At 62.4% G+C, this 25,673-nt stretch carries 24 protein-coding genes and 2 tRNA genes; 21 read left to right on the plus strand and 5 right to left on the minus strand.

What is annotated here, in order from left to right:
• Positions 1 to 264 precede the first annotated feature (264 nt).
• From carA to H6X51_RS14990, 4 genes are read left to right on the plus strand one after another with little or no spacing between them, the layout of a single operon-like run.
• A complete protein-coding gene (gene carA / locus H6X51_RS14975) occupies positions 265 to 1,401 on the plus strand; it encodes a glutamine-hydrolyzing carbamoyl-phosphate synthase small subunit (protein WP_185268279.1) in 1,137 nt (378 codons plus the stop codon).
• Between the two features lie 35 nt (positions 1,402 to 1,436).
• On the plus strand, positions 1,437 to 4,652 hold the full coding sequence (gene carB / locus H6X51_RS14980) for a carbamoyl-phosphate synthase large subunit (protein WP_185268280.1): 3,216 nt from the start codon (positions 1,437 to 1,439) through the stop codon (positions 4,650 to 4,652).
• A gap of 4 nt (positions 4,653 to 4,656) precedes the next feature.
• On the plus strand, positions 4,657 to 5,130 hold the full coding sequence (gene greA, locus H6X51_RS14985; RefSeq protein ID WP_185268281.1) for a transcription elongation factor GreA: 474 nt from the start codon (positions 4,657 to 4,659) through the stop codon (positions 5,128 to 5,130).
• A 23-nt stretch (positions 5,131 to 5,153) separates the two neighbouring features.
• Positions 5,154 to 5,552, plus strand: a complete 399-nt coding sequence (locus H6X51_RS14990) for a DUF4149 domain-containing protein (RefSeq protein WP_185268329.1) — start codon at positions 5,154 to 5,156, stop codon at positions 5,550 to 5,552.
• Positions 5,553 to 5,669: 117 nt separating this feature from the next.
• Here the strand turns inward: H6X51_RS14990 and yhbY are convergent, their stop codons facing one another.
• Positions 5,670 to 5,984: a ribosome assembly RNA-binding protein YhbY gene (gene yhbY, locus H6X51_RS14995; protein ID WP_185268282.1), complete on the minus strand. Its 315-nt coding sequence runs from the start codon at positions 5,982 to 5,984 to the stop codon at positions 5,670 to 5,672.
• A 100-nt stretch (positions 5,985 to 6,084) separates the two neighbouring features.
• On the opposite strand from yhbY, the gene rlmE reads away from it, so the two are divergent.
• From rlmE to pnp, 15 genes are all read left to right on the plus strand, one after another.
• Positions 6,085 to 6,708 carry a 23S rRNA (uridine(2552)-2'-O)-methyltransferase RlmE gene (gene rlmE, locus H6X51_RS15000; protein WP_185268283.1) on the plus strand — a complete coding sequence of 208 codons (624 nt, stop codon included), beginning with the start codon at positions 6,085 to 6,087 and terminating at the stop codon, positions 6,706 to 6,708.
• A 147-nt stretch (positions 6,709 to 6,855) separates the two neighbouring features.
• Entirely contained in the window at positions 6,856 to 8,796 is a 1,941-nt protein-coding gene (ftsH, locus tag H6X51_RS15005) for an ATP-dependent zinc metalloprotease FtsH (protein ID WP_185268330.1), read from the plus strand.
• Between the two features lie 7 nt (positions 8,797 to 8,803).
• Complete coding sequence (gene folP / locus H6X51_RS15010; RefSeq protein WP_185268284.1) at positions 8,804 to 9,661, plus strand: dihydropteroate synthase; 858 nt, start codon at positions 8,804 to 8,806, stop codon at positions 9,659 to 9,661.
• A gap of 54 nt (positions 9,662 to 9,715) precedes the next feature.
• On the plus strand, positions 9,716 to 11,062 hold the full coding sequence (glmM, locus tag H6X51_RS15015) for a phosphoglucosamine mutase (RefSeq protein WP_185268285.1): 1,347 nt from the start codon (positions 9,716 to 9,718) through the stop codon (positions 11,060 to 11,062).
• Positions 11,063 to 11,128: 66 nt separating this feature from the next.
• Entirely contained in the window at positions 11,129 to 11,887 is a 759-nt protein-coding gene (gene tpiA, locus H6X51_RS15020; protein ID WP_185268286.1) for a triose-phosphate isomerase, read from the plus strand.
• Positions 11,887 to 12,261 carry a preprotein translocase subunit SecG gene (gene secG / locus H6X51_RS15025; protein ID WP_185268287.1) on the plus strand — a complete coding sequence of 125 codons (375 nt, stop codon included), beginning with the start codon at positions 11,887 to 11,889 and terminating at the stop codon, positions 12,259 to 12,261. The genes tpiA and secG overlap by 1 nt, the downstream gene beginning before the upstream one ends.
• Positions 12,262 to 12,273: 12 nt before the next feature.
• Positions 12,274 to 12,358: transfer RNA gene (locus H6X51_RS15030), tRNA-Leu, on the plus strand.
• A 102-nt stretch (positions 12,359 to 12,460) separates the two neighbouring features.
• Positions 12,461 to 12,537, plus strand: a tRNA-Met gene (locus H6X51_RS15035).
• A gap of 117 nt (positions 12,538 to 12,654) precedes the next feature.
• Complete coding sequence (gene rimP, locus H6X51_RS15040) at positions 12,655 to 13,110, plus strand: ribosome maturation factor RimP (RefSeq protein ID WP_185268288.1); 456 nt, start codon at positions 12,655 to 12,657, stop codon at positions 13,108 to 13,110.
• 52 nt (positions 13,111 to 13,162) lie between these two features.
• Entirely contained in the window at positions 13,163 to 14,644 is a 1,482-nt protein-coding gene (nusA, locus tag H6X51_RS15045; protein WP_185268289.1) for a transcription termination factor NusA, read from the plus strand.
• Between the two features lie 64 nt (positions 14,645 to 14,708).
• Complete coding sequence (gene infB, locus H6X51_RS15050) at positions 14,709 to 17,240, plus strand: translation initiation factor IF-2 (protein ID WP_185268290.1); 2,532 nt, start codon at positions 14,709 to 14,711, stop codon at positions 17,238 to 17,240.
• A 158-nt stretch (positions 17,241 to 17,398) separates the two neighbouring features.
• The gene (gene rbfA, locus H6X51_RS15055; RefSeq protein WP_185268291.1) at positions 17,399 to 17,785 is read left to right on the plus strand and encodes a 30S ribosome-binding factor RbfA; all 387 of its coding nucleotides are present in this window, start codon (positions 17,399 to 17,401) and stop codon (positions 17,783 to 17,785) included.
• 2 nt (positions 17,786 to 17,787) lie between these two features.
• The gene (gene truB, locus H6X51_RS15060) at positions 17,788 to 18,708 is read left to right on the plus strand and encodes a tRNA pseudouridine(55) synthase TruB (RefSeq protein ID WP_185268292.1); all 921 of its coding nucleotides are present in this window, start codon (positions 17,788 to 17,790) and stop codon (positions 18,706 to 18,708) included.
• Positions 18,709 to 18,853: 145 nt separating this feature from the next.
• A complete protein-coding gene (rpsO, locus tag H6X51_RS15065; protein WP_185268293.1) occupies positions 18,854 to 19,123 on the plus strand; it encodes a 30S ribosomal protein S15 in 270 nt (89 codons plus the stop codon).
• Between the two features lie 93 nt (positions 19,124 to 19,216).
• Positions 19,217 to 21,325 (plus strand): polyribonucleotide nucleotidyltransferase, encoded by a 2,109-nt coding sequence (pnp, locus tag H6X51_RS15070; RefSeq protein ID WP_185268294.1) that lies wholly within the window; start codon positions 19,217 to 19,219, stop codon positions 21,323 to 21,325.
• An 87-nt stretch (positions 21,326 to 21,412) separates the two neighbouring features.
• Here the strand turns inward: pnp and H6X51_RS15075 are convergent, their stop codons facing one another.
• The gene (locus H6X51_RS15075; protein ID WP_185268295.1) at positions 21,413 to 21,889 is read right to left on the minus strand and encodes a hypothetical protein; all 477 of its coding nucleotides are present in this window, start codon (positions 21,887 to 21,889) and stop codon (positions 21,413 to 21,415) included.
• Between the two features lie 275 nt (positions 21,890 to 22,164).
• Here H6X51_RS15075 and H6X51_RS15080 point away from each other — a divergent pair, with 275 nt between their 5' ends.
• Complete coding sequence (locus H6X51_RS15080; protein WP_185268296.1) at positions 22,165 to 22,530, plus strand: SpoIIAA family protein; 366 nt, start codon at positions 22,165 to 22,167, stop codon at positions 22,528 to 22,530.
• Here the strand turns inward: H6X51_RS15080 and H6X51_RS15085 are convergent, their stop codons facing one another.
• Positions 22,531 to 23,100, minus strand: a complete 570-nt coding sequence (locus H6X51_RS15085; RefSeq protein WP_185268297.1) for a hypothetical protein — start codon at positions 23,098 to 23,100, stop codon at positions 22,531 to 22,533.
• A gap of 80 nt (positions 23,101 to 23,180) precedes the next feature.
• A complete protein-coding gene (locus H6X51_RS15090) occupies positions 23,181 to 23,876 on the minus strand; it encodes a pseudouridine synthase (protein WP_185268298.1) in 696 nt (231 codons plus the stop codon).
• Between the two features lie 45 nt (positions 23,877 to 23,921).
• Between H6X51_RS15090 and thpR the strand changes: the two genes are divergently transcribed.
• Positions 23,922 to 24,452: an RNA 2',3'-cyclic phosphodiesterase gene (thpR, locus tag H6X51_RS15095; protein ID WP_185268299.1), complete on the plus strand. Its 531-nt coding sequence runs from the start codon at positions 23,922 to 23,924 to the stop codon at positions 24,450 to 24,452.
• Between the two features lie 9 nt (positions 24,453 to 24,461).
• Here thpR and H6X51_RS15100 read toward each other — a convergent pair whose 3' ends face one another.
• Complete coding sequence (locus H6X51_RS15100; protein WP_185268300.1) at positions 24,462 to 25,643, minus strand: acetyl-CoA C-acetyltransferase; 1,182 nt, start codon at positions 25,641 to 25,643, stop codon at positions 24,462 to 24,464.
• Between the last annotated feature and the right edge of the window lie 30 nt (positions 25,644 to 25,673).

Consider the following 25,673-nt stretch of genomic DNA (forward strand, 5'->3'; position numbering starts at 1 on the left):
AGGCCGGGAAATCTGATCCGCATGCAGTTTTAGCATGTTCGTGGCGATTATGAAACAGAATGCGGAAGCGTCTTGCCAGCCGGCAGAGCGCTGGATAGTCGGTGTGGATATTTACTGATCAAACCGGTAAAATGCCGGGCTAATCTGTCTATCTCAGCGCGTATCTGACAATGCCTTTGCAGTGGGGTGAAGTGGAGAACACATCATTCCCGCTTTTGTGCAGCCCGCGTTTGGCAAAAACGTGTCAGTCTTTCGGAGGTTTTCTTGTCCAAGCCCGCCATTCTCGCCCTAGCCGACGGCAGTATCTTCCGCGGTGAGGCCATCGGCGCCGACGGTCATAGCGTCGGCGAGGTCGTCTTCAATACGGCCATGACCGGTTATCAGGAGATCCTCACCGATCCGTCCTACGCGCGCCAGATCGTCACGCTGACCTATCCGCACATCGGCAATACCGGTACTACCCCGGAAGATGCCGAGTCCTGGAAGGTCTGGGCTGCGGGCCTGGTCATTCGTGACCTGCCGCTGGTCGCCAGTAACTGGCGCAACAAGCAATCGCTGCCGGACTACCTTAAGGAGAATGGCACTGTTGCCATCGCTGGCGTCGATACCCGCCGCCTGACCCGTATCCTGCGCGAGAAGGGTGCCCAGAATGGCTGCATCATGGCGGGCGAGGATGCCAGCGAAGAGAAGGCCCTGGAACTGGCGCGCAGCTTCCCCGGCCTGAAAGGCATGGACCTGGCGAAGGAAGTCAGCGTCAAGCAGGCTTATGAGTGGCGCTCCGGCCCCTGGGATCTGGCTACCGACAGCCACCCGGAATTCGATGCGGCCGAGCTGCCCTACCATGTAGTGGTCTACGATTTCGGCGTCAAGTATAACATCCTGCGCATGCTGGTCGGCCGCGGCTGCCGGCTGACCGTGGTGCCGGCGCAGACCACTGCGGCCGAGGTGCTGGCGCTGAACCCCGACGGCGTGTTGCTGGCCAACGGTCCCGGTGACCCTGAGCCCTGCGACTACGCTATCAAGGCGATCCAGGAGCTGCTGGAGGCCGATACGCCGATTCTCGGCATCTGCCTGGGTCACCAGTTGCTGGCGCTGGCTTCCGGCGCCCGTACCATGAAGATGGCCAGTGGGCACCATGGTGCCAACCACCCGGTACAGGACCTGGACAGCGGTGTGGTGATGATCACCAGCCAGAACCACGGTTTCGCGGTGGACGAGGCCAGTCTGCCGGCCAATGTCCGCGCCACCTACAAATCGCTGTTCGACGGCACCCTGCAGGGCATCGAGCGCACCGACAAGGTGGCCTTCAGCTTCCAGGGCCACCCCGAGGCGAGCCCCGGTCCGGGTGACGTGGCGCCGCTGTTCGAGCGTTTCATCGCCGCCATGAAAAAGAGCGCCTGAGTCGCCGGTCTATCCCCAAGGATTAATTGCACACTATGCCAAAACGTACTGATATCAAAAGTATCCTGATCCTCGGCGCCGGCCCCATCGTCATCGGCCAGGCCTGTGAGTTCGACTACTCTGGCGCCCAGGCCTGCAAGGCGCTGCGCGAGGAAGGCTTCCGCGTCATTCTGGTGAACTCCAACCCGGCCACCATCATGACCGATCCGGCGATGGCCGACGCTACCTACATCGAGCCGATCAAGTGGCAGACCGTGGCGCGGATCATCGAGAAGGAGCGCCCTGATGCGCTGTTGCCGACCATGGGTGGCCAGACCGCGCTGAACTGCGCGCTGGACCTGGAAAAGCACGGCGTTCTGGAAAAATTCGGCGTTGAGATGATCGGTGCCAACGCCGATACCATCGACAAGGCCGAGGATCGTTCGCGCTTCGACAAGGCCATGCGTGCCATCGGCCTGGAGTGCCCACGCTCCGGTATCGCCCACAATATGGATGAAGCCTACGGCGTGCTCGACAAGGTCGGCTTCCCCTGCATCATCCGCCCGTCCTTCACCATGGGCGGCACCGGTGGCGGTATCGCCTACAACCGTGAAGAATTCGAGGAAATCTGCACCCGCGGTCTGGACCTGTCGCCGACCAACGAACTGCTGATCGACGAGTCGCTGATCGGTTGGAAGGAATACGAGATGGAAGTTGTCCGCGACAAAAAGGACAACTGCATCATCGTCTGTTCGATCGAGAACTTCGACCCTATGGGTGTGCACACCGGTGACTCCATCACCGTCGCCCCGGCCCAGACCCTGACCGACAAGGAATACCAGATCATGCGCAACGCCTCGCTGGCGGTGCTGCGTGAGATCGGTGTCGAGACCGGTGGTTCCAACGTGCAGTTCGGCATCAACCCGGTCGATGGCCGTATGGTGGTGATCGAGATGAACCCGCGGGTGTCGCGCTCGTCTGCACTGGCCTCCAAGGCCACCGGCTTCCCTATCGCCAAGATCGCCGCCAAGCTGGCGGTGGGCTACACCCTTGATGAGCTGTCGAACGATATTACCGGTGGGCGTACCCCGGCCTCCTTCGAGCCGTCGATCGACTACGTGGTCACCAAGGTGCCGCGTTTCGCCTTCGAGAAGTTCCCCAATGCCGATGCGCGCCTGACCACGCAGATGAAGTCGGTGGGCGAGGTCATGGCCATCGGTCGTACCTTCCAGGAATCCATGCAGAAAGCCCTGCGCGGGCTGGAAGTCGGCTCCTGCGGCTTCGATCCGCAACTGGACCTGAGCGCTGCCGACGCCACCACCACGCTGACTCGTGAACTGACCGTGCCGGGCGCCGAGCGTATCTGGTATATCGGTGATGCCTTCCGTGCCGGCATGAGTGTCGAGCGCATCTTCGAGCTGACCAAGATCGACCCCTGGTTCCTGGTGCAGATCGAGGATCTGATCAAGGACGAAAAGCGTGTCAGCGAAATGGGCCTGGCCGAAGTTGACCGCGATCTGATGTTCCGCCTCAAACGCAAGGGCTTCTCCGATACCCGCCTTGCACAACTGCTGGGTGTGAGCGAGAAGAACCTGCGCTCGCAGCGGCAGAAGCTGGGTGTGTTCCCGACCTACAAGCGCGTCGATACCTGCGCCGCCGAGTTCGCCACCGATACCGCCTACATGTACTCCACCTATGAGGAAGAATGCGAGGCCAATCCCTCGAACCGTGACAAGATCATGGTGCTGGGCGGCGGGCCGAACCGTATCGGCCAGGGTATCGAGTTCGACTACTGCTGCGTGCACGCGGCACTGGCCATGCGCGAGGATGGTTACGAAACCATCATGGTCAACTGCAACCCGGAAACCGTATCCACCGACTATGACACCTCCGATCGCCTGTATTTCGAGCCGGTGACCCTGGAGGACGTGCTGGAAATCGTCCGCGTCGAACAGCCCAAGGGCGTGATCGTGCAGTACGGTGGCCAGACCCCGCTGAAACTGGCGCGGGCCCTGGAAGAGGCCGGCGTGCCGATCATCGGTACCAGCCCCGAGGCCATCGACCGGGCCGAGGACCGTGAGCGCTTCCAGCAGATGGTCGAGCGCCTGAAGCTGCGTCAGCCGCCGAACGCCACCGTGCGTAGCGAAGACGAGGCGATCAGTGCCGCGGCCAAGATCGGTTACCCGCTGGTGGTACGCCCGTCCTACGTGCTGGGTGGTCGCGCCATGGAGATCGTCTACCAGGAAGACGAGCTCAAGCGTTATCTGCGCGATGCGGTGAAGGTCTCCAACGACAGCCCGGTGCTGCTGGATCACTTCCTCAACTGCGCGATCGAGATCGATGTGGACGCGGTATCCGATGGTACCGATGTGGTGATCGGCGCCATCATGCAGCATATCGAGCAGGCGGGTGTGCACTCCGGTGACTCGGCCTGTTCGCTGCCGCCGTACTCGCTGTCCGCCGAGGTCCAGGACCAGATGCGCGACCAGGTCAAGCGCATGGCGCTGGAGCTGGGCGTGGTCGGTCTGATGAACGTGCAGCTGGCGCTGCAGGGTGACACCATCTACGTCATCGAAGTCAACCCGCGGGCCTCGCGTACCGTGCCCTTCGTCTCCAAGTGCATCGGCCAGTCGCTGGCGCAGATCGCCGCACGGGTGATGGCGGGCAAGACTCTCAAGGAGCTGGGCTTTACCGAAGAGGTGATTCCCAACTTCTACAGTGTCAAGGAAGCGGTGTTCCCGTTCGCCAAGTTCCCGGGTGTCGACCCCATCCTCGGGCCGGAAATGAAATCCACCGGCGAGGTCATGGGCGTCGGCGACAGCTTTGCCGAAGCCTTCGCCAAGTCCCAGCTGGGTGCCAGCGAAGTGCTGCCGACCAGTGGCACGGTGTTCATCAGTGTGCGCGAAGACGACAAGCCCTTCGTTGCCGAGATGGCTGGCGAGCTGGTCGAGCTGGGTTTCGAGATCGTGGCCACGGCGGGTACCGCCAAGATCATCGAGGCCGCTGGCCTGCCGGTGCGTCGGGTGAACAAGGTGACCGAGGGTCGTCCGCACATCGTCGATATGATCAAGAATGATGAAATCAGCCTGGTGATCAACACCACCGAAGGTCGCCAGTCGATCGCTGATTCCTACTCCATTCGTCGCAACGCCCTGCAGCACAAGGTGTACTCCACCACCACGCTGGCCGGCGGCCAGGCGGTATGCATGGCGTTGAAATTCGGACCCGAGCGGGCAGTACGTCGCCTGCAGGATCTGCACGAGAGATTGTAAGACCATGAAATATCCCATGACCAAGCAGGGCGCCCAGGCCCTGGAAGACGAACTCAAGCACCTGAAGTCGGTGATGCGGCCGCAGATTACCGAGGCCATCGCCGAGGCGCGCGAGCTGGGTGATCTGAAGGAAAACGCCGAGTATCATGCCGCCCGTGAGCAGCAGGGCATGGTCGAGGCACGCATCAGTGATATCGAGGGTCGCCTGTCGGCGGCCCAGGTGATCGATGTGCTGAGCATCCCCTATACCGGCAAGGTGATCTTCGGTACCACGGTCACCATCGCCAATGTCGATACCGACGAAGAAGTGCGCTACCAGATCGTCGGTGAGGACGAGGCGGAGATCAGAGAAGGCAAGATTTCCGTGACCTCGCCGATTGCCCGGGCGCTGATTGGCAAGGAAGAAGGCGACGTGGTGGCGGTGCGCACGCCGGGCGGCGTGGTCGAGTATGAAGTGGTCGAGGTGCAGCACCTGTGAGCACCACGGCTGCCCTGTCGCCCATGCGTAGCGGCCGGGTAGCCTGGCAGCTGGCCCAGACCCTGTGGGTTGGTGGACTCTGGATGTTGCATTTCGTCCTGCTGCCGGCGCTGGAGCGGTTCGGGCTGGCGCCGTTGCTGATCGATGAGATCGCCAGCTTCATGCGGCCGCTGATGGTCGGCTTTGCCGCAGTGTGTGCACTGCTGCAGTATCTGGTGGCCTGGTCGGTGCTGGGGCTGGCGGTGTGGCGTGATCTGCGCGGTCAGCTATTGCTGCTGGTGATGCTGACGGCGGCGGTGTTCTTCGCGGTGGGCTGGCTGGCCAATGGCGTCTACTGGCAGCTGTTCAGTTATCTGGTGCTGGCCTTTGCCGGCCTGGTGCTGATACTGCAGCCGCGGCCGGATGAGGATGTGTCGCGCTGAGTGTGCTGTGGTGAAGGTCTATCGCGCCGAGGCGGCGCTCCCACGAGTGGCTGCTGAAGCGGCATGCCCTTTTGTGGGAGCACCGCCCCGGCGCGATCAGCGGTGGCAGAGGACAGCTCAGAGGTCCTTGAAACGCACCAGGTTGGACAGATTGGCGTTGGGCTTCTTGTTGCGCCGCAGCAGCACGACCATCTTGCCGATCACCTGCACCAGCTCCGCCCCCGTGGCCTGGCAGACTTCGCCAATCAGCGCCTGTTTGGTCTCGCGGTCGCCCACAGTGATGCGTATCTTGATCAGTTCATGATCGCTCAGGGCGCGATCCAGCTCGGCCAGAACGCCTTCACTGGCACCCTGCTCGCTGACGATCACTACCGGCTTGAGGTGGTGGGCAATGCGTTTGTAGGCTTTCTTCTGTTCAGAGCTGAGCGCCATAATGATCCGTATGAGTTCCTGTTCGATGAGTGTCGAGAGATGAGTATCGATAAAGGAGCCTAGTATAACCGGCGGCGCGATCCGCTGCATGAGGTATTCCGTGGCAAGATCAAAGACCAGCAAGGGCTGGCTGAAAGAACATTTCGACGATCACTATGTCAAACAGGCGCAGAAGGACGGCTATCGCTCCCGAGCCAGCTACAAGCTGCTGGAGATCCAGGAGAAGGATCGGCTGCTGCGCCCGGGTATGACCGTGCTCGACCTGGGCTCGGCGCCGGGTGGCTGGTCGCAGGTCGCCAGTCGGCTGATCGGCGAGAAGGGGCGGATCATCGCCTCCGATATCCTGCCGATGGACAGTATCGCGGATGTGGTGTTCATCCAGGGTGACTTTACCGAGGATGAGGTGTTCGAGGCGATCCTCGGGGCGATCGGCGGTCAGCCGGTGGACCTTGTTATTTCCGACATGGCCCCCAATATGAGTGGTACGCCTGCCGTCGATCAGCCGCGCGCCATGTATCTGTGCGAACTGGCGCTGGACATGGCCGGTCGGGTATTGCGTCCCGGTGGCGATTTCCTGATCAAGGTGTTTCATGGCGAGGGTTTCGACGAGTATTTCCGGGAGATGCGCAGTCGTTTCGACAAGATCGTCACGCGCAAGCCGGGTGCTTCCCGGGATCGCTCGCGGGAAACCTACCTGCTGGGTCGTGGCTTCAAGGGCGAGTGACCAGCAACAGGTGACATAGCGCGTTACACAGCCGGAACTGCCGTGGTAGTGGAATCTGGTGTAAGGTAGACAGGCCGGATAAACGACGAATACAGCCAGGCTCCGATCATCCAGGTGGCGGGGCAAGAGGATAGCAATTTGAACGACATGGCGAAAAACCTCATTCTGTGGTTGATCATCGCTGCGGTGCTGGTGACTGTGATGAACAATTTCAGCAGTCCCGCCGAGCCGCGTACGCTGAACTACACCGAATTTCTCGAGCTGGTGAACGATCGCCAGGTCGAACGCGTGACCGTGGACGGCTTCGTCATTACCGGCAAGCGTCGCGACGGCGAAACGTTCAAGACCGTGCGCCCGGCGATCCAGGACAATGGCCTGATCGGCGACCTGCTGGACAACAACGTGGTGGTCGAAGGCAAGCAGCCCGAGCGCCAGAGCATCTGGACCCAGCTGCTGATCGCCAGCTTCCCGATCCTGATCATCATCGCCATCTTCATGTTTTTCATGCGCCAGATGCAGGGCGGCGGCGGTGGCCGCGGCGGGCCGATGAGCTTCGGCAAGAGCAAGGCACGGATGCTGTCCGAGGACCAGGTCAAGACCACCTTCGCCGATGTCGCCGGTTGCGACGAGGCCAAGGAAGAGGTCAGCGAACTGGTCGAATTCCTGCGCGATCCGGGCAAGTTCCAGCGCCTGGGTGGGCATATCCCCCGCGGTGTGCTGATGGTCGGGCAGCCGGGTACCGGTAAGACGCTGCTGGCCAAGGCGGTAGCCGGCGAGGCCAAGGTGCCGTTCTTCACCATCTCCGGTTCGGACTTCGTGGAAATGTTCGTCGGTGTCGGTGCCAGCCGTGTGCGTGACATGTTCGAACAGGCCAAGAAGCACGCGCCCTGTATCATCTTCATCGACGAGATCGATGCCGTGGGTCGGCATCGTGGTGCCGGGCTGGGTGGTGGTCACGACGAGCGCGAACAGACCCTGAACCAGTTGCTGGTGGAAATGGACGGTTTCGAGGCCAACGACGGCATCATCGTGGTCGCCGCGACCAACCGCCCTGACGTGCTCGACCCGGCATTGCTGCGTCCGGGCCGTTTCGACCGCCAGGTGGTGGTCGGCCTGCCCGATATCCGCGGTCGCGAGCAGATCCTCAAGGTGCATATGCGCAAGGTGCCGCTGGGTGACGACGTGGTTCCGTCTTCGATTGCCCGTGGTACCCCTGGTTTCTCCGGCGCCGACCTGGCCAACCTGGTCAACGAGGCCTCGCTGTTCGCTGCCCGTGCCGGCAAGCGTCTGGTCGAGATGAACGAATTCGAGATGGCCAAGGACAAGATCATGATGGGCGCCGAGCGCAAGTCGATGGTCATGTCCGACAAGGAAAAGCTCAACACCGCCTATCACGAGTCGGGACATGCGATCGTCGGGCGCCTGGTGCCCGAGCATGACCCGGTGTACAAGGTCTCGATCATTCCGCGCGGGCGGGCGCTGGGTGTGACCATGTTCCTGCCCGAGGAAGATCGCTACAGCCTGTCCAAGCGTGCACTGATCAGCCAGATCTGCTCGCTGTTCGGCGGCCGTATTGCCGAGGAAATGACCCTGGGCTTCGATGGTGTGACCACCGGCGCCTCCAACGACATCATGCGCGCCACCCAGTTGGCCCGGAACATGGTGACCAAGTGGGGCCTGTCGGAGAAGCTTGGTCCGCTGATGTATGCCGAGGAAGAAGGTGAGGTGTTCCTTGGTCGCAGTGCCGGCAGCCAGCACACCAACGTATCCGGTGAGACAGCGCGGCTGATCGACGAGGAGGTGCGCCGCATTATTGACGAGTGCTATGACACCGCCAAGCGCCTGCTGGAGGAGAACCGCGACAAGCTGGACCGTATGGCTGAAGCGTTGATGAAGTACGAGACCATCGATGTCGAGCAGATCAATGACATCATGGCCGGCAAGCCGGCACGCGAGCCCAAGGGCTGGGCGGACGACGACCGTCGTGGTCCCGGCACGGCGGCAAGCTCACAGGACGATGCTGCGCCAGAGTCGAAGGACGAGCCCCGTGATGACGGTGTGATCGGCGGTCCGGCAGGCGAACACTGAGAGCAGCATGACACAAGTCCGCAATAACTCCCGGTTGCCTTGCGGCGACCGGGAGCTTGACCTTTCCCGTACCCAGGTCATGGGTATTCTGAATATCACCCCTGATTCGTTTTCCGACGGTGGCCGCTACACTCGGCGCGATGCCGCCTTGGCGCATGTCGAGCAGATGCTGGCCGCCGGCGCGACGCTGATCGATATCGGCGGCGAGTCGACCCGGCCCGGCGCCGCGCTGGTCGGCGTGCAGGAGGAAGTCGATCGGGTGGTGCCCATGGTCGAGGCCATCAAGGCGCGCTTCGATACCGTGGTGTCGATCGATACCAGTACCCCGGAAGTGATCAGCGGCTCGGCGTCGGTCGGTGCCGGGCTGATCAACGATATTCGCGCACTCTGTCGTCCGGGCGCCATGCAGGCGGCGGTCGACTCGGGTCTGGCGGTATGCCTGATGCACATGCAGGGCGAGCCACAGACCATGCAGCAGGCGCCGCAGTATGAATCGGTGCTGGGGCAAGTGAACTCCTTCCTCGAACAGCGTGTCCAAGCCTGCCTGGACGCTGGCATCGACCGCGCCAAGCTGGTTCTGGACCCGGGATTCGGCTTTGGCAAGAGCCTGCAGCACAACCTCGAGCTGTTTGCCGCCATGCAGCATCTGCGTCCCCTCGACCTGCCGATCCTGGTCGGCGTGTCGCGCAAGAGCATGATCGGCCAGACCCTGGACCGACCGGTGGACCAGCGTCTGGCCGGTGGTCTGGCGCTGGCGGTACTTGCGGTGACCAAGGGTGCGCGTATCATTCGGGTGCATGATGTAGCGGAAACCGTCGATGCCGTGCGCATGGCGGAGGCGGTGATGGCGGCGGGGCAGGGCTGACAGCCGGTCGCCACCGGGTTTTCACCGATTTTTACTGAGTCAGGACACTCCTATATGGAAAAGCGCTATTTCGGCACCGACGGCATTCGAGGCCTGGTCGGCACCCACCCGATTACCCCGGAATTCATGCTCAAGCTCGGCTGGGCGGTCGGCACCGCCTTCAGGCACGACGGTCAGTGCCGGGTGGTCATCGGCAAGGACACGCGGATTTCCGGTTACATGTTCGAGTCGGCACTGGAGGCCGGGCTGTCCGCCGCAGGTGCCCAGGTGCAGCTGCTCGGGCCGATGCCGACCCCGGCCATCGCCTACTTGACGCGGACCTTCAAGGCCGATGCGGGGATCGTCATCAGTGCGTCGCACAATCCGTACTACGACAATGGCATCAAGTTCTTTTCCGCCCAGGGCACCAAGCTGCCGGATACCCTCGAACACGAGATCGAGCGCCTGGTCGATTCGCCCATGCAGGTGGTCGAGTCCAGTGCGCTGGGCAAGGTGGCGCGGGTCGAGGATGCCTCGGGCCGCTATATCGAGTTCTGCAAGAGCAGTGTGCCGACCAGTACCAGCTTCAAGGGCCTGAAGATAGTGCTCGATTGCGCCAACGGCGCCACCTACAAGGTAGCCCCCAGCGTGTTCTCCGAGCTCGGCGCGCAGGTCAGCGTGATCGGCGCAGCACCGGATGGGCTGAATATCAACGCTGGCGTCGGTTCCACCGATCTGGCGGCGCTGGGCCGCGCGGTGGTCGAGCGCCAGGCTGACCTGGGTATCGCCTTCGATGGTGATGGCGACCGGGTGATGATGGTCGATGCCGAGGGCAATTCGGTCGACGGTGATGAGCTGCTGTACATCATGACCCTGGACCTGTACGAGCGCGGCCTGCTGGAAGGTGGTGTCGCCGGCACGCTGATGAGCAATCTGGGTCTGGAGCTGGCCCTGCGTGAGCGGGACATTCCCTTTGTCCGCGCCAAGGTCGGTGACCGCTATGTGATGGCCGAACTGCAGCAGCGCGGCTGGACGCTGGGTGGCGAGTCCTCCGGGCATCTGGTGTGCCTGCGCCATACCACCACCGGCGACGGCATCATCGCCGCGCTGCAGGTGCTGCGCGCGCTGCGTATGTCGGGCAAGACCCTGGGGCAGGCGTGCAAGGGCATGAACAAATGTCCGCAGAAGCTGATCAACGTACGCTATCAGAACAACGGCGGCTCGCCGCTGGAGTCGCCGGCGCTGAAGTCGGCGGTGGCCGATGCCGAGGGCCGGCTGGGCAAGGCTGGCCGGGTGCTGCTGCGCCTGTCCGGGACCGAGCCGGTGATCCGGGTGATGGTCGAAGGCCAGGATGCCGCCCAGGTTAGTCGGGAGGCCGAGGCGCTGGCGGCGCAGGTGGAGAAAATGTTCGCCGCTGGCTGAAAAGGCGGTTGTGTCGTGCTGGCAACTTGGTTAACATTGGCGCCCGCTTGAGCAGAGAGGTTAGGCATGCGTCGTCCGCTGGTCGCCGGAAACTGGAAAATGTACGGTACACGGCACTCCGTTGATGAGTTGCTCTCCGGGTTGAATGCGCAGCAGTGGCCGGAACAGGTTGATCTGCTGATCGCTCCGCCGGCACTGTATGTCCAGCAATGCCGCGAAGCGCTGACTGCATCGCCGCTGCGACTGGCCGGCCAGAGTTGCGCCCACCAGGCCGAGCCAGGTGCGTTGACCGGTGAGATATCTCCGGCTCAGCTGCGCGATGCGGGATGTGAATATGTGCTGGTCGGTCATTCCGAGCGGCGCAGTCTGTTCGGCGAGACCGACGAGGTGATCTGTCGCAAGTTCGCCGCCGCGCTGGCTTGTGGTCTGCGTCCGATCCTGTGTGTCGGCGAGACGCGCGAGCAGTATGATGCGGGCGAGACCGCGGAAGTGGTCGGGCGTCAGTTGCAGGCGGTGCTGGATATCTTCGGCGTTGGCGGGCTGGCCCAGGGTGTGGTGGCGTACGAGCCGGTCTGGGCGATTGGTACCGGTCTGACCGCTACACCGGAGCAGGCGCAGGAAGTGCATGCGATGATCCGTGCACGTCTGGCGTTGCAGGATGACGAACAGGCGCAGTGTGTGCAGATCGTCTATGGCGGCAGTGTCAAGGCGGAGAATGCCGAGGCATTGTTCGGCATGCCGGATATCGACGGAGGGCTTGTGGGTGGAGCCTCTCTCAACGCAGATGAATTTGGTGCGATCGCTCGTGCCGCGGGACAAGTTTAATGATTGAAACCGTTGTTGTGATTGTGCATCTTCTGGTCGCTATTGCGCTGGTGGGGTTGATCCTCATTCAGCAGGGCAAGGGCGCGGAGACCGGTGCTTCCTTTGGCTCGGGCGCGTCCGGCACGGTTTTTGGCAGCCAGGGTTCGGCGACTTTTCTGAGCCGCTTGACAGCGGTGCTGGCCACTGTATTCTTTCTGACCTCGCTGGGTCTGGCTTACTATGCCAGTCACAAGGCCGGTCAGGTTCGCGATGCAGGCTTGCCGGTTCCGGCCCTGCAGAGCCAGCCGGTGGCTCCAGTCAGTGAAGATGTACCTGTTCTTGAAGAGCGGGCTCCTCAGGCTCCTGCGACGGACGATGTACCTGTCGTCGATTGAGCCAACAGTTTTGCGGAAGTGGTGGAATTGGTAGACACGCTATCTTGAGGGGGTAGTGCCTTAGGGTGTATGGGTTCGAGTCCCATCTTCCGCACCAATCAGACAAGGCCTGCGTCATGCAGGCCTTGTTGCTTTCAGGCAGAATGCGTCAGGTTGTCTTGTTTGGTCGCCGGGCGTATAATTCATGCCTCGGATTCGCCGCGGGGTGGAGCAGTCTGGTAGCTCGTCGGGCTCATAACCCGAAGGTCGTAGGTTCAAATCCTGCCCCCGCAACCAGTCAAAGGCCCCTTTTCAGGGGCTTTTTGTTAACTCCGGACTTCACTGAGATGAAGTGGCCGGAACCAGGATGGGCTTTCAGGCCCATTTTTTATTCGTGAAAGAAAGGCGGTGAAATTGTCCGGCAAAGTTACCGAGTTGGAGAGCCTGTTGGTCCCGATTGTCGAGGCTCTAGGCTATCGTTGTTGGGGGATCGAGTTCCTGTCGCAGGGGCGTCACAGCCTGCTGCGCGTGTATATCGATCACCCCGATGGCGTCAGCGTGGAAGCCTGTGCGACGGTCAGCAGGCAGGCCAGCGCGGTGCTGGACGTGGAAGACCCGATCAGTGGTGATTACACTCTGGAGGTGTCCTCCCCGGGAATGGACAGGCCGCTGTTCACTCTCGAACAGTTTGCCGCCTATGTCGGCGAGCAGGCGAAGATCAGATTGCGCGTGCCCTATGAAGGCCGGCGGAATTTTCAGGGTGTCATCCGCGGGGTGGAAGGCGATGAGGTGGTGTTGCAGGTTGAGGATCATGAGTACCTGCTGCCGATCGATTCCATCGACAAGAGTCATATCATTCCGCGGTTTTGAGCATTTTTCGGGCTCCAGTGGCCCCAATGGATGGCGTTAGGCGAGGCATACGATGAGCAAAGAAGTGCTGCTGGTTGTGGAATCCGTTTCCAATGAGAAGGGCGTACCGCCCGGAGTCATTTTCGAGGCTCTGGAGCTGGCATTGGCCACGGCCACCAAAAAGCGCTACGAAGATGAAGTGGATGTCCGGGTGGCGATCAACCGCCAGACCGGCAACTACGACACCTTCCGTCGCTGGACCGTGGTGGTGGATGACGACTTTGAAGAACCCGGTATGCAACTGGCTCTGGATCAGGCCCACGAGCGCGATCCTGCATTGAACGTCGGTGATGTGGTCGAAGAGAAGATCGAATCCGTCGAGTTCGGACGTATTGCTGCGCAGATCGCCAAGCAGGTCATCGTGCAGAAGGTCCGCGAGGCCGAGCGCGCCCAGGTGGTCGATGCCTATCGTGACCGTCTCGGCGAGATCATCAGCGGCACGGTGAAGAAGGTTACCCGTGACAGCGTCATCGTCGATCTGGGCAACAATGCCGAGGCGGTGCTGCCGCGTGAGGAAATGATCCCGCGCGAGACCTTCCGTACCGGTACCCGTATCCGTGCACTGCTCAAGGATATTCGTGTGGAGAACCGCGGCCCGCAGCTGGTGCTGTCGCGCGCCTGTCCGGAAATGATCATTGAGCTGTTCCGCATCGAGGTGCCGGAGATCTCCGAGGAACTGATCGAGGTCATGGGCGCGGCCCGTGATCCGGGTTCCCGTGCGAAGATCGCGGTACGCTCCAAGGACAAGCGCATCGATCCGCAGGGCGCCTGCATCGGCATGCGTGGTTCGCGCGTGCAGGCGGTATCCGGCGAACTGGGTGGCGAGCGCGTGGATATCGTGCTGTGGGACGACAACCTGGCCCAGTTCGTGATCAACGCCATGGCCCCGGCCGAGGTGGCCTCGATCATCCTGGACGAAGATACCCATACCATCGATATCGCCGTGGCCGAGGACAACCTGGCCCAGGCCATCGGCCGTAGCGGCCAGAACGTCCGGCTGGCCAGCCAACTGACCGGCTGGACACTGAACGTCATGACCGAAGATGACATTCGCGCCAAGCAGGAAGCCGAGACCGGCGATGTGCTGCGCAGCTTCATCGACGAGCTGGACGTGGACGAGGAACTGGCGCAGATCCTGGTCGACGAGGGCTTCACCTCCCTGGAGGAAATTGCCTACGTACCCATGGAGGAGATGCTGGAAATCGACGGTTTCGATGAGGATATCGTCAACGAATTGCGCTCTCGGGCCAAGGATCGCCTGCTGACAAAGGCGATTGCCAACGAGGAAAAACTGGAAGAGGTCCAGCCTGCGGACGATCTGCTGAACATGGAGGGCATGGATCGCGCCCTGGCATTCCAGCTCGCCGCCCAAGGCATTCTCAGCATGGAAGACCTCGCGGAACAATCCGTGGATGACCTGCTGAACATAGATGGAATCGACGAAGCCCGTGCCGGTGCCCTGATCATGGCAGCCCGGGCACCCTGGTTTGAATAAACCGGTCGGCTGGCAGCAGCATCACCCGGCGGTAACGCCAGGTCCCCGACTGAGGAGAAAGTGAATGGCGGAAGTGACGGTCAAAGAATTGGCTCAGGTAACAGGCACGCCGGTAGAGCGCCTGTTGCAACAGATGCAGGAAGCAGGGTTGACACATACCCGTGCGGAACAGTCCGTGTCGGACGAAGAAAAGCAGCGCCTGTTGACGTTCCTGAAAAGCGCCCATGGCGACTCCGCGCAGGAGCCGCGCAAGATTACCCTGACGCGTAAAACCGTCAGCACCCTGAAAGTGGCGGGTAGCAAAACCGTCAATGTGGAAGTACGCAAGAAGCGCACCTACGTCAAGCGTGATGAAGTAGACCTGGAAGCCGAGCGCCAGCGCGAGCTGGAAGAACTGCGCGCCGCCGAAGAAGCCCGTCAGGCTGCCGCCGAGGCGCGGCGTCTGGCCGAGGAAGAGGAAGCCCGCAAGGCTGCCGAGGAAGCGGCGCGTCTGGCCGCCGAAGAACAGGCCGCCCAGGCGCAGGCTCAGGCGCAGCAGGCCGAGCCCGCAGCGCCCGCCGAGTCTGTGGTCGAGGCGCCGCCGACCGTGGTAGCCGAAGAGCCGCGTGCAGAGGCCGCTCCATCCCCGGCCGCGGCGGCGAAGAAGAAGGACGAGCAGCGCCGTAAGGACCGTGCCGAGGAAGACGAGCGCAGCCGCAAGCGCGCCGGTGGCCCGGGCAAGGGCCGCAGTGGTGCGCGGGCCGATGACGACGAGGCAGGTGCCCGCCGTCGTGGTGGTGCCGGCAAGCTCAAGGCGCAGAAGAAACGTAATCAGCACGGCTTCGAGAAGCCGACAGGACCTATAGTGCGAGAAGTGGTAATCGGTGAAACCATCACCGTGGCCGAGCTGGCCCAGAAGATGTCGGTCAAGGCGGCCGAGGTCATCAAGTACATGTTCAAGAACGGCAACATGGTGACCATCAACCAGGTGCTGGACCAGGACACCGCGACCATCGTCGCCGAGGACATGGGACACCAGGTCAAGCATGTCAAGGAAAGCGACCTGGAAGACCGCCTGGCGGCGGCCATGCAGTTCGAGGGCGAGGAAGTCAGTCGCGCCCCGGTGGTGACCGTCATGGGCCACGTCGACCACGGCAAGACCTCGCTGCTGGACTATATCCGTCGCACCAAGGTCGCCTCCGGCGAGGCGGGCGGGATTACCCAGCACATCGGCGCCTACCACGTGGAAACCGAGCGCGGCATGGTCACCTTCCTGGATACCCCCGGTCACGCCGCGTTCACCGCGATGCGTGCACGTGGTGCCCAGTCCACCGATATCGTGATCCTGGTCGTAGCCGCCGATGACGGCGTGATGCCGCAGACCGAGGAAGCCGTACAGCACGCCAAGGCCGCCGGTGTACCCCTGGTGGTGGCGGTGAACAAGATCGACAAGGAGCAAGCCGATCCCGATCGGATCAAGAACGACCTGGCTGCCCGCGATGTGATTCCGGAAGAATGGGGTGGCGACACCATGTTCGTCCACGTCTCGGCCAAGGTCGGTACCGGTATCGACGAGCTGCTCGAAGCGGTCCTGCTGCAGGCTGAAGTGCTCGAACTCAAGGCTCAGCCGGCGGCACCTGCACGTGGTGTGGTGATCGAGTCGCGCCTGGACAAGGGCCGTGGCCCGATCGCTACCGTGCTGGTGCAGAACGGTACCCTGCGTCAGGGCGACGTGGTGCTGGCCGGGGTCAACCATGGCCGGGTGCGCGCCATGCTTGACGAGAATGGCAACAACGTCAAGGAAGCGGGTCCATCCATTCCGGTGGCGATCCTGGGTCTTGATGGTACGCCGGAAGCCGGCGACGAGATGACCGTGGTCGCCGACGAGAAGAAGGCCCGTGAAGTGGCGTTGTTCCGTCAGGGCAAGTTCCGCGAGATCAAGCTGGCCCGGCAGCAGTCGGCCAAGCTGGAGAACATGTTCGAGAACATGGGCCAGGGCGAGAAGAAGACGCTCAACATCGTCATCAAGACCGACGTGCGCGGTACTCTCGAGGCGCTGCAGGGTTCGCTCAACGAGCTGGGCAACGACGAGGTTCAGGTCAAGATCGTGTCCGGCGGCGTGGGTGGCATCACCGAAACCGACGCCAACCTGGCGCTGGCGTCGAACGCGGTGATCTTCGGTTTCAACGTCCGTGCCGATGCTTCGGCGCGCAAGGTAATCGAGGCCGAGGGCCTGGACCTGCGCTACTACAGCGTGATCTACGAGATCATCGATGACGTCAAGAAGGCCCTGTCCGGCATGTTGGGCAGCGATGTGCGCGAGCAGATCCTCGGCGTCGCCGAAGTGCGTGACGTGTTCCGTTCGCCCAAGTTCGGCGCGGTGGCCGGTTGTATGGTCATCGAGGGTACCGTGTATCGCAACCGTCCGATTCGTGTACTGCGCGAAGACGTGGTCATCTACGAGGGTGAGCTGGAATCGCTGCGCCGCTTCAAGGATGACGTCGCCGAAGTACGCAACGGCATGGAATGCGGTATCGGCGTGAAGAACTACAACGATGTGAAGGTCGGCGACCGCATCGAGGTATTCGAGCGGGTCCAGGTGGCACGCACGCTGTAACCCGGCGACAAGCACCAAGCTGCAAGCGACAAGCGGTCCGGAAAGGGCCGTTTGTCGTCTATTCAGCAGGTATCAATACAGGGTTGCAGGCGCCAGTGACGATTTGCAGCCAACAGCTCGCTGCTTGCCGCTGAAGGCTTGCAGCCAGGGGTTTAGATATGGCCAAAGAATATAGCCGTACCCAACGGGTGGCGGATCAGATGCAGCGCGAACTGGCCCTGCTGATCCAGCGCGAAGTGCGCGACCCGCGGGTGGGCATGATTACCGTCACCGCCGCTGAAGTCAGCCGCGACCTGGCGCACGCGAAGATTTTCATTACCCTGATGGGTGAGGCCAGTGACGAGGATATCGCGCTCAATCTGGCAGCGCTCAAGGATGCTTCCGGCTTCCTGCGGGTACAGCTGGGGCGTGTCATGAAGCTGCGCAGCATTCCACAGCTGCATTTTCATTATGATGAAAGTGTGCGCCGCGGCGTGCACCTGTCCTCCCTTATCGAGCGTGCGGTGGCAGAGGATCGCCAGCATGCCAGGGATGATGAGGAGTAGACGTGTCGGCGCCACGCAGCAAACGCCGTGATGTCGACGGCATACTGATTTTCGACAAGCCGCTGGGTATGTCCTCCAATGCCGCCCTGCAGAAGGTGCGCTGGCTGTTCAATGCCAGCAAGGGCGGCCATACCGGCAGTCTCGACCCACTGGCCAGTGGCGTGCTGCCGCTGTGCCTGGGCGAGGCGACCAAGTTCTCCCAGTACCTGCTGGATGCGGACAAGACCTATATCACCGAGGCGCGGCTGGGCATGACCACCAGTACCGGTGATGCCGAGGGCGAGGTGCTGGAAATCAAGCCCTGCCAGGTCACCCTGGCCGAGGTGCAGGCACTGCTACCGCGCTTTACCGGCGAGATCGAGCAGATCCCGCCGATGTACTCGGCACTCAAGCATGATGGCCAGCCGCTGTACAAACTGGCCCGTGCCGGTGAAACAGTGGAGCGCAAGCCCCGATCTGTTACCATACGCCAATTGACGCTGCTCGGGCTGGAAGGGGACCGTTTGCGCCTGCAGGTACACTGCAGCAAGGGCACCTATATCCGCACGCTGGTCGAGGACCTTGGCGCCGCTCTGGGTTGCGGTGCGCACGTCGCCGAGCTGCGCCGGGTACAGGCCGGGCCGTTCGATCTGGCCCGGGCAGTGACCCTGGAAACACTCGAGGCGCTGCATGCCGAGGGGGGCGCCTTGGCGCTGGACCGGCTGTTGCTGCCGATCGACAGCGGGCTCGAGGACTGGCCCATAGTCAATCTCACCGAGCAGACTGCCTACTACCTCAATCACGGTCAGGCGGTACGCGTGCCGGGTAGCCCGGCGTTCGGCATGGTGCGGCTGTGCGATCACCAGGGGCGCTTCATCGGCATCGGCGAGATGACTGATGACGCCCGGGTGGCACCCAAGCGCCTGATGCGCTTCAATGGCTGAATGATTTTGCCGGCGCTGCAGTAGCGCCGGCTGGAAGTGGACCCATGAGGGTCACAACGAGGGTGGCTGTCAACAGGCACGGTCATTGCTCGATTTAAAACACGGGACGCAAATCCCGGCCTGTTACCTCAGAGGAATAGCTGTCATGGCACTGAGCGTTGAAGAAAAAGCTGCAATCGTATCCGAGTATGCACGTGGTGAAGCCGATACCGGTTCTCCGGAAGTCCAGGTAGCTCTGTTGACTGCAAACATCAACAAGCTGCAGGGTCACTTCAAGGACAACAAGAAGGACCACCACTCCCGTCGCGGCCTGATCCGCATGGTTAACCAGCGTCGCAAGCTGCTGGACTACCTGAAGAGCAAGGATCTGGCCCGTTACAGCAGCTTGATCGGCAGCCTGGGTCTGCGTCGCTAAGACCAGTCCCGTTTGGACATGGTCGGGTCCGAAACCCGACCGTGCCCAGAGTTTCCCGAAGGGCAAATACAGCAAATAGAGAGAGAAGACACCGTGAAACCGGTTATCAAAAAGTTCAAGTTAGGCAATAACACCATTACCCTGGAGACCGGTCGCATTGCGCGCCAGGCCTCGGGTGCGGTTCTGGTCAGCATTGATGATGCAGTCAGCGTCCTGGTAACCGTGGTGGGCGCGAAAAACGCCGATGCCGGTCGTGACTTCTTCCCCCTGTCTGTCCATTACATCGAAAAGACCTACGCGGCAGGCCGCATCCCCGGTGGCTTCTTCAAGCGTGAAGGCCGGCCCACCGAGAAGGAAACCCTGACTTCCCGTCTGATCGACCGCCCGATCCGCCCACTGTTCGCCGAAGGCTTCATGAATGAAGTCCAGGTAGTCTGCACCGTGGTCTCCACCAACAAGACCACCGATCCGGATATCGCCGCGATGATCGGCACCTCCGCCGCGCTGGCCATTTCCGGTATCCCCTTCGACGGCCCGATCGCAGGTGCTCGCGTCGGCTTCGACGACGTCCAGGGCTACGTGCTGAACCCTACCTACGAGCAGTTGAAGACCTCGCGTCTGGACATGGTCGTGGCTGGTACCGAAGACGCCGTGCTGATGGTTGAATCCGAAGCACAGGAACTGACCGAAGACCAGATGCTGGGCGCGGTACTGTTCGCCCACATGGAATTCCAGCCGGCCATCGAGGCGATCAAGCAACTGGCCGCCGAAGCAGGCAAGCCTGCCTGGGATTGGCAGCCGGCTGCGGAAAACACCGTGCTGCTGGATGCCATCAAGTCCCAGTTCGGCGCCGGTATCAGCGAAGCCTACACCATCACCCACAAGCAATCGCGCTACACCCGTCTGGGCGAGCTGCGTGATGCCGCCATCGCGGCGCTGGCCGGCGATGAAGAAGGCAAGCCCTCTGCCGGTGCAGTCAAGGACGCCTTCGGCGAAATCGAATACCGCACCGTGCGCGAGAGCATCGTCAACGGCAACCCGCGGATCGATGGCCGTGACACCAAGACCGTGCGCCCGCTGAACATCGAAGTCGGCGTGCTGGATCGCACCCACGGCTCCTCGCTGTTCACCCGCGGCGAAACCCAGGCGCTGGTGGTCACCACCTTGGGTACCGCCCGCGATGCGCAGCTGCTGGACACCCTGGAAGGCGAGAAGAAAGATCCCTTCATGTTCCACTACAACTTCCCTCCCTACTCGGTGGGCGAGTGTGGTCGCATGGGTGGCACCGGTCGTCGTGAAATCGGTCATGGTCGTCTGGCCCGCCGCGGTATCCAGGCGGTCATGCCCGATATGGACCAGTTCCCCTACAGCATCCGCGTGGTCTCCGAGATCACCGAGTCCAACGGTTCCAGCTCCATGGCCTCGGTCTGTGGCGCGTCGCTGGCACTGATGGACGCCGGTGTACCGCTGAAGGCACCGGTAGCCGGTATCGCCATGGGTCTGGTCAAGGAAGGCGAGAAGTTTGCGGTACTGACCGATATCCTCGGTGACGAGGATCATCTGGGCGACATGGACTTCAAGGTGGCTGGTACCGAGAAGGGTGTCACTGCGCTGCAGATGGACATCAAGATCAAGGGCATCACCGAAGAGATCATGGAACTGGCCCTGCATCAGGCCCACGACGCGCGTCTGCACATCCTCAAGCAGATGAACGACGTGCTGCCCGAGTCGCGCAAGGAACTGTCGGCCAACGCCCCAACCATGATCAGCATGAAGATCGACTCGGACAAGATCCGCGACGTGATCGGCAAGGGTGGCGCGACCATCCGCGGCATCTGCGAAGAGACCGGCGCCTCGATCGACATCACCGACGACGGCACCGTGAAGATCTTCGCCGCCAGCAAGGACGCCGCCAATGCCGCCAAGGCGCGGGTTGACGGTATCACTGCCGAGGCCGAGATCGGCAAGGTCTACACCGGCAAGGTCGAGCGCATCGTCGATTTCGGTGCCTTCGTCAGCATCCTGCCGGGCAAGGACGGTCTGGTACACATCTCGCAGATCGCCAACCAGCGTATCGAGAAGGTCACCGACGTACTGCAGGAAGGCCAGGAAGTGAAGGTACTGGTACTGGACGTGGACAACCGCGGCCGTATCAAGCTGTCGATGAAGGACGTCGAAGCGGCTGAAAACAGCGGCGTCTGACGCAACCTGCGCGCCGCTGCCCGCCAGCGGCGTCTGAACAAACCCCGGCCAGTTGCTGCGCCGGGGTTTTTCATGTCTGCGGTTTACTCAATCGGACTGATCCGGTTCGCTGCTGGGCGGGGCCTTCAGTCCTTCCTCGGTGGCGGTTTCCGGTGACAGTGGTTCGCTCGGATCACCATCCCAGGCTTTGCCATCCAGCGGCTTGACCCGTCCCAGCTCTGCTTCATCCAATCCATAGCGACCACCGGCGCCGCCCTTGCCGACCTCCGTCAGCTCGGCATCCGCCGCACCTGCATCGGCGGCGGCCTCCTGTGGCGAGCGGGAGCCATCATCCGGCATCAGGGTTTCCGGGGTGGCGTCGTCGGCTGTCGGGCCATGGCCGGGTATGGAGGCCTCGGTCAGCCCGGCTTCGCCGGCGCGCTCGGCGGACTCGGATCGACTGGGGACGTTGCCGACCGGGCCCATTGGCCGGTCATCGGGCGCCTCACGATTGTCGGCTTCGGCCTGGCGCCGAGCGGCTTCGGTGAGGGCTTGCTCATCGGGCTCATGGGGATGCCTGTTCATCATTTCACCTCCGCGTCTATGTCTTCGGTTGACGCTGGCGCCGGCGAAAAGATTCCATCTTTAGCGTGAAAGTCGCGCAGCGACGCCATCTGATGACCTTCTCCCGTCCTGGGAGAAGGTGGCGCGCAGCGTCGGAAGAGGGAACGATCACGCCGCTGCGGACTTTCATTATTCGGGGTGCCGGTGGCGGCATGATCGTTAAATCGGCGACAGGCTAATGGCGAGGCTTGTCTATACTGCTGATGAGTACGACACACAGACGATCAGGAGGGGACATGTTCGAGATAACCCGCAACGGTGACAATCGGCTGGATATGGTGTTCTCCGGCAAGCTGGACAAGGAAGGCATGCGCGCCTGCCTGGGCCAGCTGTTCAGTCAGGCGCGCGGCATTGAGCATGGACGCATGCTGATACGCGTGGGTGATTTCCAGATGCCCACGGCCGGAGCCCTGGGTGTGGAACTGTCGCACCTGCCGCAACTGTTCCGTCTGGTGCGGCAGTTCGACCGCTGTGCAGTGGTCTGCGCCAAGGACTGGATCAGAAAGCTCAGCGAAATCGAGGGAGCAGTGATTCCCGGCCTGCAGGTGAAATCCTTCGCTCCAGAACAGGAAGCGGAGGCGCAGGCTTGGCTGGTTTCCTGATCAGACCCGTTTGACCACTGTGTGCGGATCGAAATCGTGCCATTGACTGTTGCGCAGGTCACCGACGGTCTGTTCCACATCCGCGGCACCGCTGCTTCTCAGCGTATCGATGGCGGTCTGGCGGGATTGCTCGTCAACCCGCACCGCGACCAGCACACCTGGCGCGCGTTCGGTCACCTTCGGCTGTTCGGCGGAGGGGCGGCCGGTCTGCTCGTCCACATCCGATTCCTCGTCGGTACTGCTGACGGCACCGATCAGTGAACCGGTATAAGCACCGACACCGGCGCCAATAGCGATACCGACAGGACCGATGACCGGAGTTGCCACCGCACCGGCTGCAGCACCGACCGCAGCACCTATGCCGCCGCCCTTGGCCGCGCCGACCCCGGAATGGCGGGCACCGGCAGAGCTTTCATCGTCACCGCCGATGGGGTAGATGTCATGCTGGCCGTTGGGGTTGAGGTAGAACGCAGCCAGGGCTTCGTTGTGGAAGCCGGCTCGTCGTAGCGCCGCCAGAGCGGCATCTGCCTGATCCTGCAGCTCGAATCGTCCCGCAATGATGGTATGCATGAGCGTCGCCTTCGGATTGCTGTGGTCTCTTCAGCATAGCAATTGGCTTTCCGGCAAACCAAGCGGCGAGGGGCAGGGCCTTACCGCCCCACCGAATCGACCTCCTGGGCACTCAATGGCCGATATTCGCCGGGTGCCAGCCTGGTATCCAGCGCGATCTCGCCCATGCTTTCCCGGTGCAGGGCCACTACCCGGTTGCCGACCGCATGGAACATGCGCTTGACCTGATGATGGCGGCCCTCATGGATGGTCAGGCGGGCCTGGCAAGGGGAGAGCAGCTGCAGCTGGGCCGGGGAGGTATCAACGCCTTCGCGGGCCAGGTGAATACCTCGTTCGAAGCACGCGGTGGCGTGCCCGGCGATCGGTTCGGCGGTGCTCACCAGATACACCTTGGGGATGCGTCTGCCAGGCTCGGTAAGGTGTCGGGACCAGAGACCGTCATTGGTCAGGATCAGCAGGCCGGTGGTGCTGCGGTCCAGTCGTCCGGCGATATGCAGGTGCTGGCGTAGTGGCTGCGCAAACAGCTCCATCACGGTGGTGTGAACCGGGTCGCGGGTGGCACTGAGATAACCGCCGGGCTTGTGCAGCATGAAGTACAGCGCGGTCTGTTGCTGCAGCAGCCTGTCGTCCAGTTGCACGGTGGTGAAGCGGTCAATGTTCTGTTGCCCGTCACGGGCGGTTTGATGGTTGACCTGTACCCGGCCAGCGGCGATCAGCAGCCGGGCGGTTTGCTGGCTGTATTCGGTATGTTTGGCAATGAATTGGTCGAGGCGCATGGAGCGCTATTATAGACCTGTTCAGACATGTTCAATGGGGTTGCCATGCTGCGCTTATTTGTCGGTATCGAATTGCCGGACGTGGTCAAACAGGCCCTGGCCAAGGTGCGTGAGGCGCATCCCGGGGCCCGTTGGCACCAGCCGGAACAGTTGCACCTGACGTTGAACTTCATTGGTCAGGTGCATGAGGAACATGCCCGACGGATGGCCGAGGTGTTGGTGGATGTGCCCGGCCCGCAGTTCGAGTTGAAGGTACAGGGTGTGGGTTACTTTGGTACTCCCGCGCGACCGCAGGTGCTCTGGGCCGGGGTTGCCGGGACGCCATTGCTCTACCAGTTGCAGCAACGGCTGGAGGCGCGCCTGCTACCGCTCGGGCTGGTGCCGGATGAGCGTTCCTACACGCCTCACATCACCTTGGCACGAGTTCGGCAAGGCATGCCGTTGCAGGCGTTTCTGCAGCGGCATGCGCAGCTGTCACTGCCGGCCTTCCCGGTCGACCACATCTGCCTGTTTCTCAGCAGTCGTGGCGACCAGGGCGTGCGCTACGAGGTGCTCCAGCGCTTCAGGTTGCTCTGAGCGGAGGATTCAGTCGCGTGCCAGCGCCAGGGCCACGCCCTGACCGCCGCCGATGCACAGCGTCGCCAGGCCCTTGCGGGCGTCACGGCGCTGCATCTCATGCAGCAATGTCACCAGGATGCGACAACCCGAACCGCCGATGGGGTGCCCCAGGGCGATGGCGCCACCATTCACATTGACCTTGTCCAGATCCCAGCGTAGCTCGCTGGCCACTGCCAGGGCCTGGGCGGCGAAGGCTTCGTTGGCCTCCACCAGGTCCAGTTCCTCGACTTTCCAGCCGGCCTTGCCCAGGCAGCGCTGGGTGGCGCTGACCGGACCGATACCCATCACCGCCGGGTCCACCCCGGAGCTGGCATAGCCGGCGATCCGGGCCAGTACCGGCAGGCCCAGCTCGCTGGCCTTCTCGGCGCTCATCAGCATGACGGCGGCGGCGCCATCATTCAGGCTCGAGGCATTCCCGGCGGTGACCGTGCCATCGGCCTTGAATGCCGGGCGCAACCTGCCCAGCGATTCCAGGGTGGTGGCGGCGCGGGGCTGCTCGTCCTGGTCGATGCTCAGGGGATCACCCTTGCGCTGGGGCACCAGTACCGGAGTGATCTCGGCAGCGAAGCGCCCAGCCTCCTGGGCGGCCACGGCTTTTTGCTGCGAGGCCAGGGCGAAGGCGTCCTGTTGCGGGCGATTGATCTCGTAGCGCTCGGCCAGATTCTCGGCGGTAATGCCCATGTGGTAATGGTTGAAGGCGTCCCACAGGCCGTCATTGATCATACTGTCGACCAGTTGGCCGTTGCCCATGCGCTGTCCGGTGCGGGAAGTCGGCAGCAGGTGCGGCGACAGGCTCATCGACTCCTGCCCACCGGCGATCATGATCTGCGCATCGCCGCAACGGATGGCCTGGGCGGCCAGATGCACCGCCTTCAGCCCCGAGCCGCAGACCTTGTTGATGTTCAGCGCCGGAACGCTGTGCGGCAGGCCGGCATGTACCGAGGCCTGGCGGGCAGGGTTCTGCCCGCAGCCGGCGGTCAATACCTGGCCGAGAATGACCTCGTCCACACTGGCCGGATCGATTCCGGTCTGGTCGAGCAGAGCCCGGATGACGGTTGCGCCCAACTGATGGGCGGGAACGCCGGCGAACTGGCCACCGAAACTGCCGATGGCAGTTCGGGTGGCAGCCACAATCACGACCTCATGCATGCACGCTACCTCTGTTGTTGTCCTGAGAAC

The sequence above is a fragment of the Halopseudomonas xiamenensis genome, from assembly GCF_014219065.1.
Taxonomy (GTDB): Bacteria; Pseudomonadota; Gammaproteobacteria; order Pseudomonadales; family Pseudomonadaceae; genus Halopseudomonas; species Halopseudomonas xiamenensis.

Bases quoted from the DNA above. Each gene is read 5' to 3' on its own strand.
- carB (WP_185268280.1), top strand. From the start codon at position 1,437: ATGCCAAAACGTACTGATATCAAAAGTATCCTGATCCTCGGCGCCGGC.
- H6X51_RS15090 (WP_185268298.1), bottom strand. From the start codon at position 23,876: ATGCGCCTCGACCAATTCATTGCCAAACATACCGAATACAGCCAGCAA.
- nusA (WP_185268289.1), top strand. From the start codon at position 13,163: ATGAGCAAAGAAGTGCTGCTGGTTGTGGAATCCGTTTCCAATGAGAAG.
- H6X51_RS15085 (WP_185268297.1), bottom strand. From the start codon at position 23,100: ATGCATACCATCATTGCGGGACGATTCGAGCTGCAGGATCAGGCAGAT.
- rbfA (WP_185268291.1), top strand. From the start codon at position 17,399: ATGGCCAAAGAATATAGCCGTACCCAACGGGTGGCGGATCAGATGCAG.
- glmM (WP_185268285.1), top strand. From the start codon at position 9,716: ATGGAAAAGCGCTATTTCGGCACCGACGGCATTCGAGGCCTGGTCGGC.
- infB (WP_185268290.1), top strand. From the start codon at position 14,709: ATGGCGGAAGTGACGGTCAAAGAATTGGCTCAGGTAACAGGCACGCCG.
- tpiA (WP_185268286.1), top strand. From the start codon at position 11,129: ATGCGTCGTCCGCTGGTCGCCGGAAACTGGAAAATGTACGGTACACGG.
- folP (WP_185268284.1), top strand. From the start codon at position 8,804: ATGACACAAGTCCGCAATAACTCCCGGTTGCCTTGCGGCGACCGGGAG.
- rpsO (WP_185268293.1), top strand. From the start codon at position 18,854: ATGGCACTGAGCGTTGAAGAAAAAGCTGCAATCGTATCCGAGTATGCA.
- ftsH (WP_185268330.1), top strand. From the start codon at position 6,856: ATGGCGAAAAACCTCATTCTGTGGTTGATCATCGCTGCGGTGCTGGTG.
- H6X51_RS14990 (WP_185268329.1), top strand. From the start codon at position 5,154: ATGCGTAGCGGCCGGGTAGCCTGGCAGCTGGCCCAGACCCTGTGGGTT.
- secG (WP_185268287.1), top strand. From the start codon at position 11,887: ATGATTGAAACCGTTGTTGTGATTGTGCATCTTCTGGTCGCTATTGCG.
- greA (WP_185268281.1), top strand. From the start codon at position 4,657: ATGAAATATCCCATGACCAAGCAGGGCGCCCAGGCCCTGGAAGACGAA.
- H6X51_RS15080 (WP_185268296.1), top strand. From the start codon at position 22,165: ATGTTCGAGATAACCCGCAACGGTGACAATCGGCTGGATATGGTGTTC.
- H6X51_RS15075 (WP_185268295.1), bottom strand. From the start codon at position 21,889: ATGAACAGGCATCCCCATGAGCCCGATGAGCAAGCCCTCACCGAAGCC.
- thpR (WP_185268299.1), top strand. From the start codon at position 23,922: ATGCTGCGCTTATTTGTCGGTATCGAATTGCCGGACGTGGTCAAACAG.
- H6X51_RS15100 (WP_185268300.1), bottom strand. From the start codon at position 25,643: ATGCATGAGGTCGTGATTGTGGCTGCCACCCGAACTGCCATCGGCAGT.
- yhbY (WP_185268282.1), bottom strand. From the start codon at position 5,984: ATGGCGCTCAGCTCTGAACAGAAGAAAGCCTACAAACGCATTGCCCAC.